At 43.2% G+C, this 15641-nt stretch carries 17 protein-coding genes; 8 read left to right on the forward strand and 9 right to left on the reverse strand.

Annotated features, from left to right (window positions below):
• Positions 1–3: 3 nt before the first annotated feature.
• The 8 genes from PHI47_RS09155 to PHI47_RS09190 all read right to left on the reverse strand — a co-directional run bounded on the left by PHI47_RS09155 (position 4) and on the right by PHI47_RS09190 (position 7569).
• Positions 4–456 (reverse strand): GNAT family N-acetyltransferase, encoded by a 453-nt coding sequence (locus PHI47_RS09155; RefSeq protein WP_299933008.1) that lies wholly within the window; start codon positions 454–456, stop codon positions 4–6.
• Positions 446–724 carry a hypothetical protein gene (locus PHI47_RS09160; protein ID WP_299933005.1) on the reverse strand — a complete coding sequence of 93 codons (279 nt, stop codon included), beginning with the start codon at positions 722–724 and terminating at the stop codon, positions 446–448. The genes PHI47_RS09155 and PHI47_RS09160 overlap by 11 nt, the downstream gene beginning before the upstream one ends.
• Before the next feature lie 10 nt (positions 725–734).
• Positions 735–932: a CCE_0567 family metalloprotein gene (locus PHI47_RS09165; protein ID WP_299933002.1), complete on the reverse strand. Its 198-nt coding sequence runs from the start codon at positions 930–932 to the stop codon at positions 735–737.
• A 94-nt stretch (positions 933–1026) separates the two neighbouring features.
• Entirely contained in the window at positions 1027–1251 is a 225-nt protein-coding gene (locus tag PHI47_RS09170; protein WP_299933000.1) for a FeoA family protein, read from the reverse strand.
• 10 nt (positions 1252–1261) lie between these two features.
• Positions 1262–2089: a GNAT family N-acetyltransferase gene (locus tag PHI47_RS09175; RefSeq protein WP_299932998.1), complete on the reverse strand. Its 828-nt coding sequence runs from the start codon at positions 2087–2089 to the stop codon at positions 1262–1264.
• Positions 2080–3195 (reverse strand): homocitrate synthase, encoded by a 1116-nt coding sequence (gene nifV, locus PHI47_RS09180; RefSeq protein ID WP_299932996.1) that lies wholly within the window; start codon positions 3193–3195, stop codon positions 2080–2082. The genes PHI47_RS09175 and nifV overlap by 10 nt, the downstream gene beginning before the upstream one ends.
• 10 nt (positions 3196–3205) lie before the next feature.
• The gene (nifB, locus tag PHI47_RS09185; RefSeq protein WP_299932993.1) at positions 3206–4621 is read right to left on the reverse strand and encodes a nitrogenase cofactor biosynthesis protein NifB; all 1416 of its coding nucleotides are present in this window, start codon (positions 4619–4621) and stop codon (positions 3206–3208) included.
• 158 nt (positions 4622–4779) lie between these two features.
• The gene (locus tag PHI47_RS09190; RefSeq protein WP_299932991.1) at positions 4780–7569 is read right to left on the reverse strand and encodes an EAL domain-containing protein; all 2790 of its coding nucleotides are present in this window, start codon (positions 7567–7569) and stop codon (positions 4780–4782) included.
• Between the two features lie 138 nt (positions 7570–7707).
• Between PHI47_RS09190 and PHI47_RS09195 the strand changes: the two genes are divergently transcribed.
• From PHI47_RS09195 to clpX, 5 genes are all read left to right on the forward strand, one after another.
• Entirely contained in the window at positions 7708–8151 is a 444-nt protein-coding gene (locus tag PHI47_RS09195; protein ID WP_299932989.1) for a hypothetical protein, read from the forward strand.
• A gap of 65 nt (positions 8152–8216) precedes the next feature.
• Complete coding sequence (locus PHI47_RS09200; protein WP_299932987.1) at positions 8217–8723, forward strand: hypothetical protein; 507 nt, start codon at positions 8217–8219, stop codon at positions 8721–8723.
• A 129-nt stretch (positions 8724–8852) separates the two neighbouring features.
• Positions 8853–9683, forward strand: a complete 831-nt coding sequence (locus PHI47_RS09205) for an SIR2 family protein (protein ID WP_299932984.1) — start codon at positions 8853–8855, stop codon at positions 9681–9683.
• Positions 9684–9693: 10 nt separating this feature from the next.
• Positions 9694–10290: an ATP-dependent Clp protease proteolytic subunit gene (locus PHI47_RS09210; protein ID WP_015653760.1), complete on the forward strand. Its 597-nt coding sequence runs from the start codon at positions 9694–9696 to the stop codon at positions 10288–10290.
• Complete coding sequence (clpX, locus tag PHI47_RS09215; RefSeq protein ID WP_299932981.1) at positions 10290–11513, forward strand: ATP-dependent Clp protease ATP-binding subunit ClpX; 1224 nt, start codon at positions 10290–10292, stop codon at positions 11511–11513. Before PHI47_RS09210 ends, clpX begins: the two co-directional genes overlap by 1 nt.
• A 13-nt stretch (positions 11514–11526) precedes the next feature.
• Here clpX and PHI47_RS09220 read toward each other — a convergent pair whose 3' ends face one another.
• Positions 11527–13788 carry a glutamine--tRNA ligase/YqeY domain fusion protein gene (locus tag PHI47_RS09220; protein WP_299932978.1) on the reverse strand — a complete coding sequence of 754 codons (2262 nt, stop codon included), beginning with the start codon at positions 13786–13788 and terminating at the stop codon, positions 11527–11529.
• Between the two features lie 178 nt (positions 13789–13966).
• Here PHI47_RS09220 and PHI47_RS09225 point away from each other — a divergent pair, with 178 nt between their 5' ends.
• The 3 genes from PHI47_RS09225 to PHI47_RS09235 are packed head-to-tail and all read left to right on the forward strand — an operon-like array spanning position 13967 to position 15607.
• Complete coding sequence (locus PHI47_RS09225) at positions 13967–14257, forward strand: nucleotidyltransferase domain-containing protein (protein WP_299932975.1); 291 nt, start codon at positions 13967–13969, stop codon at positions 14255–14257.
• A complete protein-coding gene (locus PHI47_RS09230) occupies positions 14250–14621 on the forward strand; it encodes a DUF86 domain-containing protein (RefSeq protein ID WP_299932972.1) in 372 nt (123 codons plus the stop codon). The genes PHI47_RS09225 and PHI47_RS09230 overlap by 8 nt, the downstream gene beginning before the upstream one ends.
• A 14-nt stretch (positions 14622–14635) precedes the next feature.
• Positions 14636–15607: a hypothetical protein gene (locus PHI47_RS09235; RefSeq protein ID WP_299932969.1), complete on the forward strand. Its 972-nt coding sequence runs from the start codon at positions 14636–14638 to the stop codon at positions 15605–15607.
• The last annotated feature ends 34 nt before the right edge of the window (positions 15608–15641 follow it).

Below are 15641 nucleotides of genomic sequence, written 5' to 3' on the forward strand. Positions count from 1 at the left end.
CCTTCACGCTATCCGATACATCAATCCCATGTTACTGGTTTCAAAACCATATTTTTGATAAAAAGCAATCGCTTTGGTATTCCGTAAATCGACACCGAGTGCCAATCGTCCCCATTCTCTACGCTCCGCTTCATCGATTGCCGTTTCTAACAGTTTAGTTCCGATGCCGTACCCTCGATGAAATTCACTTACAACGACATCTTCGATGATGCCGACATATTCACCTATTGCTGTGGAAATCATCCTCTGAAGTGAAAGCATCCCAACCACACCGTTTTGCATTTCAGCTACTAGAATAACACTTTGAGGAGATTGGAGGAGTAATTCCAAACCATGGGATTGTTTCTCCCCATCAATCGTAAAATCATCTTCAATGGCAAAAAGTTCGCTTAACAGCTTTGCCATAGCAGGAACATCATCACTATAGGCCAAACGAATTATCAGATTATCGTCCATTTTTCATCCGTTCCAATAGTTCTCCCAATTTATCGTGGCGCAATTGAATCAGCCGTTCAATCTCATCATAATCAAATTTACCGAAATACGTCATATCAAAAAGTCTGAGAAGGGCTGCACGGCAGCAGCTCTTGTCACACTCTGTGACGAGTTTTTTCGCTTTTTTATACGGTAAATCGGTCTCTTGAAAAAGCTTGATTGCATCGGCTACACTCTTACAGCCGCATTCACAAATCTCCAAAGCAAGGATTTCTTCTTTCGTAGCCATAACCCACCCCTTAAAGGGAGTGTTCTACCTTATAGCTGTTAGCTTTTTCGACTGCATCATACAATTTTGCAGCCAATTCGGGCATTTTGACATGATTCGTCCAAACCGTATCTTCGACGATATCGTGAATCTCTGATGCTACTTCAACCGCCAAACGTTTGAGCTTCGCCAACTCTTTTTTATGATCTTGTTCAGTCATTTCCGACATAATGAATCCTTTTGTTTATTTAATGTTACACACCAAAACGAGCAAAGCCCGTTTAAGTGGCAAGGACAAATTTGTCCTTTGCAATCCCCTAAAGTTAGGCAACACGTATCTCGATATGACGTGCCTGTTCTTTTCCCAGCGCAACAACGCGTTCACCGATCTGAACCTGCACACTGCTTTTAAAAAGCCCGTACCGCTTCACACACAACGTTGCATTCGGACAAATCCCCATAGCGCAGAGATGACCTTTTAACGTTTCATCCAGTGCTATGGATAAGACTCTGCATTTTTCATTCACACAGGTTTCAAGAAGATTCATCGTTTATTCCTCACAATGAAAATGCGTAAATGTTTTCAAACTTAACATTACGCGGTTCACCGTAACACATATGGACAAATGTCCCTTTTTGCTGAAAATGGTATTTCTCAAACAATGCAACCGCATTCGCATTCCCCAGAGGAACATCGGCTAAGACTTTTTTTAGCCCTCTGAAATACAAGACTCCCTGCATCATTTTTTCCGCTTCGTCTTCAAATCCCGGTCTGCATTGCCATGGCCCTAAATATACTCCGCGTGCATTGATGACACTGGAGTGCTGAAACGAGTTTGGTAAGGCAAATTTGAGTGAACTGTTGCGCTCCATCTCGTCAAGCATAAACGCCATTCGATCTTCACCGAAGGTTTCAAAATCGATTTTACGAATAGTCGCATCGAAATTTCCGCCGTCGAGTTCTTTGGCCTGAGCATTGGTAAAACTAAACGGCGGTACTTTTCCGACATTGAGAAAGCGCCCTACTTCCATAACAGCCTTAAAGCCGCTTTGCTCAAAAAAGCTTTTGAGCTGAGGATTCGCATGCAGATAGAGAGAGGGGTGTTCATCTTTAAGGACACCGAATAGGGTATTGAACAGCCGTCGTCCGATCCCCTGTTTTTGGTGACTCGGTTTCACCATAAAGTATTTGATCATCGCCGAGGTCTCGAACTCTATTGCCATCACTGCTCCGACAAGAACACCCTCTTCATAAGCACCGTAACATAAATGGGGTGCATGCATCATTATAAGTTTGACGTGATACCCATCCAGCAACCAGCCCGTCTCTTCGGCTATTTTAATGAGTTCGGGAACATCGACAAATTTAAGCCACCCTATATACATGCTGCTTCCTGATAGAGGGATTTAAGTTCACTGATATCAAGCACCCGTTTACGTGAGGTGACGATTTCACGGATTTTGGGAAGCATATCCCGAAGAATACTATTCTCAGCACTAATTCCCATACGCGCCAAATGATAACGGATGGTTGCACTGCCTGAATGTTTTCCGATCGGAAAAGAACTCTGCAATCCTACCTCTTCGGCTTCGTATGGTTCATACGCATGGGAATCTTTCATCATCCCATCGGCATGTATGCCGCTCTCGTGGGCAAATATCCGTTCACCCACGACAGGTGCATTGGTGGCAAGCGACATATTTGCCGCGCTTGCCACGGTATGAACCAAATTTCGAATCAGGAGAGGGTCGATGGAGCGTGCCTCACCGTAGAGATGTTTGAGTGTCATGAGAATCTGTTCAAACGAAGCATTACCCGCTCGCTCACCCAATCCGATGACGGTTGTATTCATACTGATAGCACCCGCGTCAATACCGCTGAGGGCATTCGCATTCGCCAGACCAAAATCATTGTGTGTGTGCATTTCAATCGGGAGGAGGTTAAGATCACACAATGATTTAATCGTTTGATATGTTTGTGTCGGTGTCATAATACCGATTGTATCGCAATAGCGAAAACGTCCTGCTCCGCACTCACGGGCTAACCCCATCACGTCGCGGATGAATTCATGACTTCCACGTGAGCTGTCTTCACCGCCGATGCAGACAAATAAACCCTCTTTGGTTGCTGCCGTAACGACACGTTCAAGCTCCGATAAGACTTTGGCTTTACTGCCTCCGAATTTAACATCGATAAGAATATCTGAAATAGGGATAGAGAGATCGACCGCTTTAATACCGCACGAGAGTGAAGCATCGAGATCTTCCATCTTCATCCGGTTCCACGTCATCATTCGAGCTTTTAGCCCGAGAGCCAAAAGTTCTTTAATATCTTCGCGTTCTTTGACACCCATTGCCGCTATACCGATTTCAAGTTCATCCGCACCGCAGGCATCTAACAATGTAGCAATACGGAGTTTTTCTTCGGTATTGAACGCGACATAAGGAGCCTGCTCCCCGTCGCGTAAAGTGGTATCGTTGATGAGTGCCATGATAGGCTCCTTAATTCACTTCCGCGTTTTCATCCATACCGAAGTATTTACGGGATGCTTTGAGTACCGAAATCTCGATCGGCTCATACGCGTAGCTTTGATCGGCGATGATACCGGCCGCTTTTAGATCATCCTGCGGACATCCGCCGATTTTTGCGGTAAGGATCAGCTGTACATCTTTAAGTTTTTCTAGAATCGGAGCGAGAGGGTTAGTACCGTCCGGTCCTGCGCAATATTCTGCGTCCACTTTACGGTGATGGATAAATCGGATACCTTTATCACCTGCTTCGTAAATTAAGAATTCTTTAACGCTTCCGAAGTGTTGGTTAATCATCCCCTCACCCGCAGTCGTAACGGCTACAAGGATAGTGACACCCATTGAACTAAGTTCTTCTTTCTCTTTACGGACACGATCATTAGCCTGATCGAGGAAGAATCTAAACTCTTCGATTTTCGCTTGGGCTGCTTGACGTGCTTCAAGATCATATTTGATTTGAAGTTCATCGAAACTGAGTCCTGCAAAGGTATCTTTGGTGAACTCCGCTCCACGGTCTTCACCGATGAGTCCTACTGCATCCGCGCGGCATTGGCGACAGTGCTGCATGAGTTTCATATCCATACCGCACGCTTCCTGGACTGCCATTTGTTCTTGATCGGTAGCACTCGGTACTCCTGCAAGGGCAAACGCTGTACCGAATTCCGGCTCAGATAGGATCGGCATAATGTTGTGGAGGAACACGCCGATCTCTTTTAGTTTTTTAGAAACTTCCGGAAGATGTTTGTCATTGATACCCGGGATAAGAACCGAGTTAGCTTTGATCAAAATCCCCTTTTCGACACATTTCTTCATCCCTTCGAGTTGGTTTTCGAGGAGGATTTGTGCCGCTTCTTTTCCATAGATACGTTTGTTGTTATGGAAAATCCACGGATAGATTTGACTTCCGATCTCACCGGTTTCATCAACACTATTAATCGTAACGGTGATGTGATCGATGTTGTATTCCACCATCTCATCGATAAAGTTCGGCAATTCCAAACCGTTAGTCGAGAGACAAAGTTTCAAATCCGGTGCAAATTGGCGAACCATTCCGAATGTCTCAAATGTTTTCTTCGGATTTGCGAGAGCATCTCCCGGACCTGCGATCCCGAGTACACTCATACGTTGGACTTCACCGCCGACGAGAAGTACTTTTTTCGCTGCTTCTTCCGGACTTAAACGCTCAGAGGTTACCCCCGGTCGAGATTCATTGGAACAGTCATATTTACGGTTACAGTAATTGCACTGGATATTACATGCCGGTGCTACCGCGACGTGAATACGTGCATAGTGATGGTGTGCACCCTCTGAATAACATGGATGATTGTGTATCTTCGCTTGAATATCTTCGGGCATAAAAGATTCATTTCCGCTTGAGGAACAACTCATAATAACTCCTTTTAAGTGTCATTCAATGATTCTCAACCTCATCCGGCGGCAACCATTTTCTAAAAAGAGTTAATGCAATGAATGTTCTATGGGTTTAAAAAGGAGAGTTCAACAAAATGTGACGTTTTTGTAGGAGGTACAACCGAAGCGTACAGAGATTATGTTTCGATTGTCGGTTGTGGAGTGGAGAAGAGGTAACCTTGAGAGTAGTCAATCCCCAATTCTAAAACTTTATTAAAGATAGATTCATCTTCGACAAATTCAGCAATCGTCTCAATCCCTTTCTTGTTAGCAAAAAAGAGGATACTCTCGACAGTGTAGAGGTGGTCGTTGTCAAGGTTAATATTTTTAATCAGCGATCCATCAATTTTGATGTAATCAACATCGAGTTTGCTCAAATAGCTAAAATTCGAATATCCCGTACCGAAATCGTCTATCGCGATTTTGCAACCGAATTGTTTGACCGCTTTAATAAAATCAATCACTTCCTGATAATTAACAATCCCCTCAGACTCAACAATCTCAAAAACCACCCGCTTTGCTGCAGACGAGTGTTCGAGTATCTTATATATATACGGACGTGTTTCATCCGATACGATATCGTTCATTGTTAAATTCAAAGAGAACTCATAGTCTAGATTTTCGAAAACGGCAAATGTTTTAGCAATCATAATTCGGGTCAATTTATCGTAGAGTTTTGATTTTTTGGCATGTTCCAAAAACCAATACGGACTTAGTACTGTCCCATTTGGTTCGATTAGACGGATTAAAGACTCATATTTTACAATTTTTCGGGTTTTATTATCGACAATCCCTTGAAAATAGGGGACGATCCGATCCTCTTCGATCGCCGATTTAATTTTATCGAACATCCAAATATTATTCCGTGTTTTTTCAGTCAACGCTGTATTATCGTTGAAAAAAATCAATTTTGCCCGTTGTTCTTTTGCCTCTTTAAGTGCCATATGGGCGAGATTGTACACATCCGAATACGGGGCATGTGCAATTCCGCCGGAAACATTTATAGAAAGTTCATGCCCTGATATCTGATATTTAAAATTTTCAAGCTTATTGATATACTCGATAACTTGATCCCTTAATGTATCGTCAAATTTATGGTCTATACAGATGATGGCAAATTCATCTCCGCTAATCCGGTAAAAATATCCGTGTCCCATCGTTGTTTCGAGCCGAGCTGCAAAGGCTTTGAGTAATTGATCTCCAATTTCGTAGCCGAAATAGTCGTTAATCGTTGAAAACCTGTCAATATTCAATAAGATCAATACAACATCATCGTCTTCGTTTTCCAAATCACTAAGCAATGCCGTACGATTTTTTAACCCGCTGAGCGTATCGATCAATTGTCGGCGGATAATTTGATCTTTGACGATCAGCTCTGTCACATCAGCCCGGGCAGCAATAAACTCGACAACGTCACCCCGATCGTCAAATATAGGAGCAATGACTGTTTTTACGTAATATTCTTCTCCGTTTTTAGAGAGATTTTTAAATGTATCTTTCCAAATCCTACCCTCTTTGATCGTTTTCCAAAGGTTTTTGAAAAGTTCCGCATCATTATCCGGATGACGGATAATATTATGTTTTTGTCCGATCAGTTCGTCACGCGTATAGCCCGAAATTTTACAGAAAGCATCATTAACGTAGGTGATAACTCCTTCCACGTCTGTTTTTGATACGATTGAACTCTCATCCAGCACCATTTTGTATTGATCGAGAATTTTGATGCTGTCATCAAGTTCACTTTGTGTTTCATTGACCAAGTTGGTGAGGGATTTAAGCATCGTATGACGGTTATGATGCTTCAGTACACTAGTTTTAGGGATATTACTCTCATGTGATTCACTCAGAGAGAGGGTCGTTGTCGTAATATTAAGTAACTGATTGCCGGAAGGGGAATGAAAAAATTCACCGTACGTAAAAAATCCTGCCGTAGGAGCAACTTCTTCAATCAATCCAAACTCATAATTAAGCTGCTCTTTTAAAAATAGCTTTCGAACCGAACAGGAGTAAATATACGTTGCTTCAACAGAATACGTAGCAACCGCTTCGCGTATATCAACAGCATTATCCATGATCTCTTCAACATTTCCTATCGCAAAACGTACTTTTTCCCCGTTATGAAAATGTCCGGCATAAACAAACCCTCCATCGCCAGTTTGCGCAATCATGGAGCGAGCAATTTCTACCCCATCCTCGACTTTTACCAGCGGAAATTCGACCGCACTGGCTGGAATCTGCTCAATGGTCTCTTCTCCTAAATAGTGGGTATACAGTTCCCTAACTCCTCTGCCGTCAATCTCGTAAACGATATTATTTTCAGCACGAGTTATCGTCATCTCTTTGCCGATCATCGTCCAATTAAGCGAATAGGTAGGATGCACCTCTAATACATCGCTCTCTAACACGGCAATAACAACACCTTCGTCATAAATAGTGTTTTCTTTTATAATATACGTGCGGGTAAATGTCAAATCATCCCCTGCATTTCCTCCTGCAACTACCACGTCATTACGTATCGACGTAAACCCGTTCAAAAATGATTCCGAATCACTTTTAAGCCCTTCGCTTAAAACAATACATACCTTGGTACGATCACTCAAAATCTCTTGCGCGGCACGTACTCCGTGAGAGAAATCCGATTTCGGGAAATAATAAGTTTTAATGACGGTAGAATCAAAAAGAGAAACAGAGACAATAATCTCCCCTGACGTCATAGTCCCATTGATAATCTCTCCGGCGGTTGTTGCACCGATCAATACGGCAGAGGGAAGTTTTGATGTTAAACTATCAAGAATCGGTTGAATCCGCGTTTTATCCATGACTCCGCTAAAGAGTTGAATAAACATAGCACCTTTGTGTAAGAGGATAGTGTCCACAAAAAGTTCGAGCTTCTCAACAGTTTCATATTGATGATTAAACAACTGCATTCAAACTCCAGCATCCTCAAAATAATTGCCCCTATTTTATAAGATATTAACTGAATATACATGAATAAATTTTTATTCCTTATTCAAATCATTAAGAACAGAACTTGCATTTTAATAATTAATATAAGGAGTTTTATAATGATGGTAGCCATTCCGATGGACGCGATGAAACGTGTTTATCACCAAAATCCCTGCAGTGCAACTATGTTTGCCGTTTATGAGGTTTTGGGTGAACGCAAAGACATACGTTACCGCCATCATGCAACACGCCTCAATCCGTGGGAAAAATACGAAGGACAGATGGTACGAGACCCGAAGATGAAAGCGTGTGAGTGCGAATGTGATATCGCTCAAGATCCTCACCATATCAGTGAGCATTATGCTCTGCTTGAAGTGATCGGAAAGTGTGATTATTTACTGGTAGATCAATACTGTCTCAATACCCTCTTCGCTATGAAAAATGTCGGGATCAAAATCCACAAGTTACCCCCATTTGTAAAAACAGCCGAAGAAGCCATCAATCACTTTCTCATCGGTACCGAAATCACCAATAGTCTTCAATATATTCACCCTGTAGCCTAAGTTTTTAGTCTATAAGAACGCTAAATGCATTTTTATCATTATAATAGTGTTCAAAAGGGTTCATCGTGCAAATCAATCATAATAATTCCATCCTCACTCTCGAAGATATGCCTCTCGACGTCGGTTACGCGTCGGAAAAAGTCGATCTGAAAAACCGTGCGGGAGAAATTTTTTCTATCGGCGGACAAAACGGTGCGACACAGCTCCTCATTAGCGCCCCCTTTGTCGATGATACACTCATTTCACAACTACAAGATATTGACACCCTCCTCTCGCTCAACGCATTGGGCGGAATCACTAAAGCGCTTATTCTCGCAAATGACAAACATGAAATACCCTCTCTTGAAGAGTGGCTGAGCGGCTATGATTATGATGAAGCGTACGGAGATTATTACGGTGTCCGTCTTTCAAACAAAGAACTTGCAAAATCGCTCTTTATCATTTCAAAAGACGGTGCAGTGTTCTATCACGAAATTCTAAATGATCTAAATAATCCATTTAATATCGATAAAACTCTTGCAAAAATTGTAGCGGCCAACAGCTGTTATACGGGAAAAGGGTGTCACGGGTAAATTGAGGTGACATTTTTGTCCCTCTTTTTTCTTCTCAAACCAAAAACCTACAAATAAGATAATTTTACTCCTATTTAGAACAAGAACACTAAATGCAATCGTTTATCAAAAGCTCCAAAAGGGATTACGATGGATACACTATTTGAAACGATTAAAAAAGAGTTACGGAACCAGACTACCATCCCCTACTTCGGTTTAGGGGTATTTGAGGGGATGACTACCAAAGAGGGAGAGATCGTACCCTTCGATAGTGATTCACTCATTTTGGCAATGAACAATGGACGAGCGATGACACCGCGTCTGATGTTCGAATATTCCCGTGCTGCGATGCACCTCGAACAACGTCGCGGTGTTGAGTACATGACTCAGCTTATCAACCACATCTATACCAAACCATACGAGCCGACACCATTACACAAAGCGACAGTCGATATGTTGCCTCGCTATATCGTCGATACAAACCGCGACACCAAGTTCCAAGAACTTTTGGCATTCACACCGCATTGTCTTATCATCGGAAAATCACGTATCATGGGTGATTTAAACCGCTATGAAGTATACGAATACGATGTCGAAAACCAAAAATATTTTCTCGTAGACGATGAAGTTCTCGACAATGCTGAAAAAATCCTCTTTAAACCGATGGGTTCACCGCTGCCAAATCCGACCTTTGTCATTTCCGATGCCGATTACGTCGATTGGCTCACCGAAGCGATGGGAGGGTTTGCGGTTCCAAAAGTATTAAAAACCTACCGTAAAACGAAAAAATACCTCTTTTTAGGGACATCCTTCGACCGAGATACCGATCGCATGGTTGCCAATGAGTTGACTCTGGATTTGGAAGGCGGTTACGTCATCACCGACAAAGAGTTAGGTAAAAAAGAGAAAAAGTTCATCGACAAACATAACCTCGAAGTGATTCCTATGTCACTTCCTGAATTCATTAAAGCATTTATTTAAGGAGCTAAATATGCCTATGATACCTACGGTTAAAGATATTTCGCCTCGCGGAGAGCGTTATTTCGATCTGTTTTCCAAACTTTTAGGGGATCGGGTGATCGTTATCACCGAAGCGATCGATGATCATATGATGGGAGTTATCGTCTCCCAGTTGCTCTATCTGGAGGCGATGGACTCCGAAGAGCCGATACACATGTACATCAGCTCACCGGGCGGATCAGTGATGTCAGGATTAGCCATATTAGATACTATGAATCTTATCAACGCTCCGGTTTATACTTATGCCATGGGGATGGTTGCTTCGATGGCAGCCGTACTCTTTACCTGCGGTGACAAGGGTCATCGATACATGCTCCCAAATGCTGAAGTGATGATTCATCAACCTCTCGGAGGTTATTCAGGGCAAGCGAGCGATATCGAGATTCATACCAAACATATCCTCAACCTCAAACGCCGTTTGTATGTCATCCTCGCTGAAGCAACAGGGAAAAGTGCCAAAGTGATCGAAAAAGAATCCGACCGTGACAACTATATGGAAGCCAAAGAAGCGATCGAATTCGGTCTTGCGGATGAAATTCTCACAAAATTCAGTGCAAAGGATGTGTGATGAGTACACCAGAAAAAACCTGCTCATTTTGCGGTCGTAAACAAAGTGAAGTGAAAAAAATGTTCTCTTCGGAGACAACTCATATCTGTAATGAGTGTATCACTACCTGCTCCAGTATTTTGCAAAAAGAGGTCCGTTTTGAACAGCGCTCCGCAATGCAGCAACAGCTTCCGACACCGGAAAAGATTGTTGAGTTTTTGGACAAGTATATTATCGGACAATTAGACGCAAAAAAAGTCCTTGCCGTTGCCCTCTACAACCATTACAAACGGATCGAAAATCCGGTCTATAACAACGTAGAATTGGAAAAAAGCAATATCCTCCTCGTGGGTCCTACGGGAAGCGGTAAAACCTTGCTCGCCAAATCACTCTCCAAGATCATGCAGGTGCCGTTTGCCGTCGCCGATGCGACAGCATTGACCGAAGCCGGATATGTGGGTGAAGACGTCGAGAGCATCCTCTCACGCCTTCTCGCTGCGGCAAACTACGATATCGAGTTGGCACAACGGGGAATCATCTACATCGATGAGATCGATAAAATCGCCCGTAAAGGTGAGAGTTCGACGATGGGACGTGACGTTTCCGGTGAAGGGGTACAACAAGGTTTGCTCAAAATCCTCGAAGGTGCCGAAGTCTATGTCCCAGTCAAAGGTAGCCGCAAAAATTCTACGACCGAAACCGTCCTCTTTAACACCTCTCATGTTCTCTTCGTCTGCGGAGGTGCTTTCGTCGGTCTCGTTCCCGATTCCCATACGAAAAAGTCGAACAAAGTAGGATTCAGCAAAACCGCTGAAAAAGGCGAAGTCAAAGAGAAAAAAATAGATGCGAAAGCATTGGTTCATTATGGAATTATCCCGGAGTTTATCGGACGTATCCCCGTAGTCGCCCAACTGCGTGAACTTACTAAAGAACAAATGGTTCAAATCCTCCAAGAGCCGGACAATGCCCTCATCAAACAGTTCCAAGCGTTGTTTGATATGGACGGTATCGAGCTGAATTTCGAGCCGAAAGCCCTCGATGCGGTCGCTCAAAAAGCGATCGATCGCGGTGTCGGTGCACGCGGGTTACGCAGTATCATCGAAGAAGCGATGTTGCCATTGCAATTTAGCTGCCCGTCAAAAAAGAATCTGCAAAGTCTTACGATTACCGAAGCAGTGATCGAAGACCCAACAAATGAACCAATCTACGTCTATAAAACAAAAGAAGATCACGCGGAAGCGTGAACTTCTTCCTACTTTATTGTAACTTCTGCGCCACCAGATCATTGACGACCTGAGGATTTGCTTTTCCTCCCGTCGCTTTAAGCACCTGCCCGACAAAGAACCCGAACAGTTTCGTATTGCCCGCTTTGTACTTTTCGACATTATCGGGATTTTTCGCCATCACGTCATCGATGATCGGCACAATCACCGCCGGATCACTGATCTGTACCAATCCCTGCGCTTCGACGATTTTGGATGGATTCTCACCGCTTTGCGCCATCTCTTCAAAGACTTGTTTGGCAATTTTGTTCGAGATGATCTCATCATCAATCATTTTGACCAGCTCGGCGATCTGCGCGGCGGTGAATTTCAGCTCACTTGCGTCTTTCTCTTTTAGCTCTCTGGCGACCTCATTAGCCACAATGTTGGCAATGGTTATTGGGCTGTTATGGACTGAAAGAGCCGCTTCGAAGAATACGGCGAGTTTCTCATCACGCGCAAGGATATTCGACACTTCACTGTTAAGCTTGAACTCGTTTGTATACTTCGCATAACACGCCTGCTCGGCTTCACTCATCGGTGCTACTTCACCGTCGATCTGTACCTTTTTCTCAGGCGCTTTGCGCTCTAGCTTGGCTGTGCTCTCGTCCGCTTTGTTCTTTTTGTTCCACGAGTCTTTCAGCCCTACGATTCTGTTGAATACCGGTGCTTCGTCGGTATAGTCGATCGGATCGGCATAAAAATACCCCTGACGTTCGAACTGGAAGCGGACATCCGGTTTTTCGGTGATGAGAGCGGGTTCGACCAGAGCGTTTTTGATGATTTTGAGCGAATCGGGATTGAGATCTTCGACCCCCTCCGGTGCTTCGCAGGTGTAGAGACGATCATAGAGTCGCACCTCGACCGTTTTAGCCGTACTCGCTTCGACCCATTGGATTGCACTTTTGACCTTGATACCGCTCGTATCGGAACCGCTTTTGGAGTCGGGATGATATGTTGCGATGATCTCCGTGATGTTGCCTGAGGCGTCTTTTATTACCTCTTTGCAGGTGATGATGTAGGCGTGTTTGAGGCGCACGGGTTGTTCAGGTGTGAGACGATAAAAGCCCGAAGGGGGATTCTCACTGAAATCCTCACGTTCGATGTATATCTCGCGGGAGAACGGCAGTTTTCGATTCCCCTCTTTCGGTACATCCTCAGGGTAATACGAGGCATCAAGCTCTTCGCTCCCTTCGTAATTTTCGATCGTCACTTTGAGCGGGTCTAGGACACACATCACGCGGGGTACTTTGGTATTGAGATCATCTCGGATACAGAACTCGAGCTGTGCCACATCGACCATCGAGTTGGCTTTTGCGATACCGATCTGATGACAGAAGTTCAAGATTGACTCAGGGGTATACCCGCGTCTGCGAAGTCCTGCGATGGTCGACATGCGCGGATCGTCCCAACCGTTCACATACCCTTCGTTGACCAGTTCAAGGAGCTTTCGTTTGCTCATGACGGTGTAGTTGATCCCCAGACGTGCGAACTCGTGCTGATACGGACGCGGTGATGTCAGCCCCAGCGTATCGAGTACCCAATCATAGATGTCGCGGTTGTTTTCAAACTCCAGCGTACAGATAGAGTGGGTAACCCCTTCGAGATAATCCGAGAGGCAGTGACCGTAATCGTACATCGGGTAGATATTCCACGCATCGCCTGTGCGGTAGTGGTGGGCGTGTCGGATACGGTACAGCAGCGGATCGCGCATCTTCATATTCGCCGCGCTCATGTCGATCTTGGCACGGAGGACGTGTTCACCGTCTTTGAACTCACCGTTTTTCATCCGCTCCAAGAGATCGAGATTCTCTTCGACACTGCGCTCAGAGTACTTGCTGCGGCGTCCCGCTTCGGTCACCGTCCCGCGATACTCTCGGATCTCCTCTTCAGTGAGGCTGTCGACGTAGGCTTTTCCCATTTTGACAAGCTCAATAGCGTATTGATAGAGTTCAGGGAAATAATCCGACGTATAGCGGACATTCCCTTCCCACTGGAATCCGAGCCACTCTACGGCATCTTTGAGCGCTTCAACGTAGCGGGTGTCTTCCGTCGTCGGGTTGGTATCGTCCATCCGAAGATTACAATGCCCTTTATAGTCCCGCGCGATTCCGAAATTGATCGCGATCGATTTGGCGTGTCCGATGTGGGGAAAGCCGTTTGGCTCAGGGGGGAAACGGGTTACAACTTCGCTGTATTTGCCCGCGTGTAAATCCTCTTCGACGATGGTTCGTAAAAAATCTTTGCTCTCGTTCATATAAAAAACCTTCTCAATCGTAATGCTGTACTAAATAAAACCCGTATTTTATCGAATAAGTTCAATTATAACGATATTCAAGGATTAATTCTCCCGATAATATGGCTAAAATCTCATCAAAACCATACAAAAGAAAGGCTAATTGAAATACGCCCTACAGATAGGTTATAATCATTGCATGAAACGACAAGAAGCACTCAAAGTATTAGAATCGTACAAACAGCATCATGCTGATGAGTTCGGAATACTCCGAATCGGAGTATTCGGCTCTGTCGCACGCGATGAAGCGACCGATGAGAGCGATGTCGATGTTGTCATCGAAACCAAACAACCGAACCTTTTTAAACTCTCCCGTATCCGTCTTGATCTTGAAGAACTGATGCACACCCATGTCGACCTCATCAGCTACCGTGAGAGCATGAACACGTTTTTAAAAGAACGTATCCAAAAAGAAGCGATCTATGCCTGAAAAGGCTCTGCTGATCGAAACCCTCACTCAGATTCACGGCGCGACCGAGCGCATCATCAAACGCTTTGAACCGATCCAATCCCCCGATGATTTTTTAGAAAATGAAGCAGGTCATGAAAAACTCGATGCCATCTGTATGCAGTTGATCGCCATCGGTGAAAGTCTCAAAAATATCGACAAAATCACCGACAAAAAACTGCTACCCAATTATCCTGCGGTGGATTGGAAATCGGTCAAAGGGATGCGCGACATCATCAGCCATCACTATTTCGATCTCAATGCCGAAGCGGTCTATGATGTATGCAAAAACGATATTCATACGTTAAAAGAGACTGTCGAGCAGATGATTAACGACAATAAGTAGTTAAAGGTTTTCTATTGAACATAACCATTACAGATACAATAAATGGATATTTGACAAACTCTGATCTACTAAAATCAGAAGCTACTATTAAATTTGAAACGAATAGTCAAGCATTAAATACTGGTGGAATCATTTTCTCTGTGTTAGATGAAAATTATAATCTCTCACTAGAAATCAATAATATGCATATTTATTTGAGTAGAAATAGCAATGTTTGTGTATTTGATGTTGACAGATTTGATTTTGACACCTATGGAGATAATTTAGTAGTCTTTTGTAGTTGGAGTCCAACAAAACTTCAAATATTTTTGAGAGAACTAACTGGAAGCCCTAAGGCTTATTTACTAGAAGAATCATTAGATATTGATTATTTTACAACACCATACAATACAATAAAAGAGGCCTATATACAAAGCTTAATTCCAAGACAAGAATATGAAACCGTTGAATTATTTAGACAACAATGTTATGAAGTCCTTCAAAAAATTCAAGCAAAAATCAGCCAACATCCCTCCAAAGATATTTTTTGGAATGTAATAAAAAAAGGTAAAAAAATAATTGATAAAAAACCAAAAGATGAGACAGATTTACATGCAGCAATACATTATATTGTTTACGATGCGGCAATTACAGCAAATATAGAAGTTGTTCCAGAATACACTACTGGTGTTGGAAATGTAGATTTCGTATTTATAGGGCAGTTAAAAAATCACAAAAATGTGAAAATGTGTATAGAATTTAAACGTGCACATGCGTCTGATTTAGAACATGGACTTAAAGTACAATTACCTGCTTATATGGAAAATCTTAATGCTGAATATGGGGCTTTTGGTATTTTTAGTTTTAAAGGTAACCTCTTTAATGAACCAAAAGAAACTTTACATGAATTAGAGTTAAAACTTAGAAAGTGGCAAAATCCTATTTCCGATAAAATTAGAATATTCACCTATGATCTTTCACATCCAATAACTGCAAGTAAAATATAACATTTGTTTCCATCTCGAACAAATCTTGCAATCT

Source organism: Sulfuricurvum sp. (assembly GCF_028713855.1).
Classification (GTDB): domain Bacteria; phylum Campylobacterota; class Campylobacteria; order Campylobacterales; family Sulfurimonadaceae; genus Sulfuricurvum.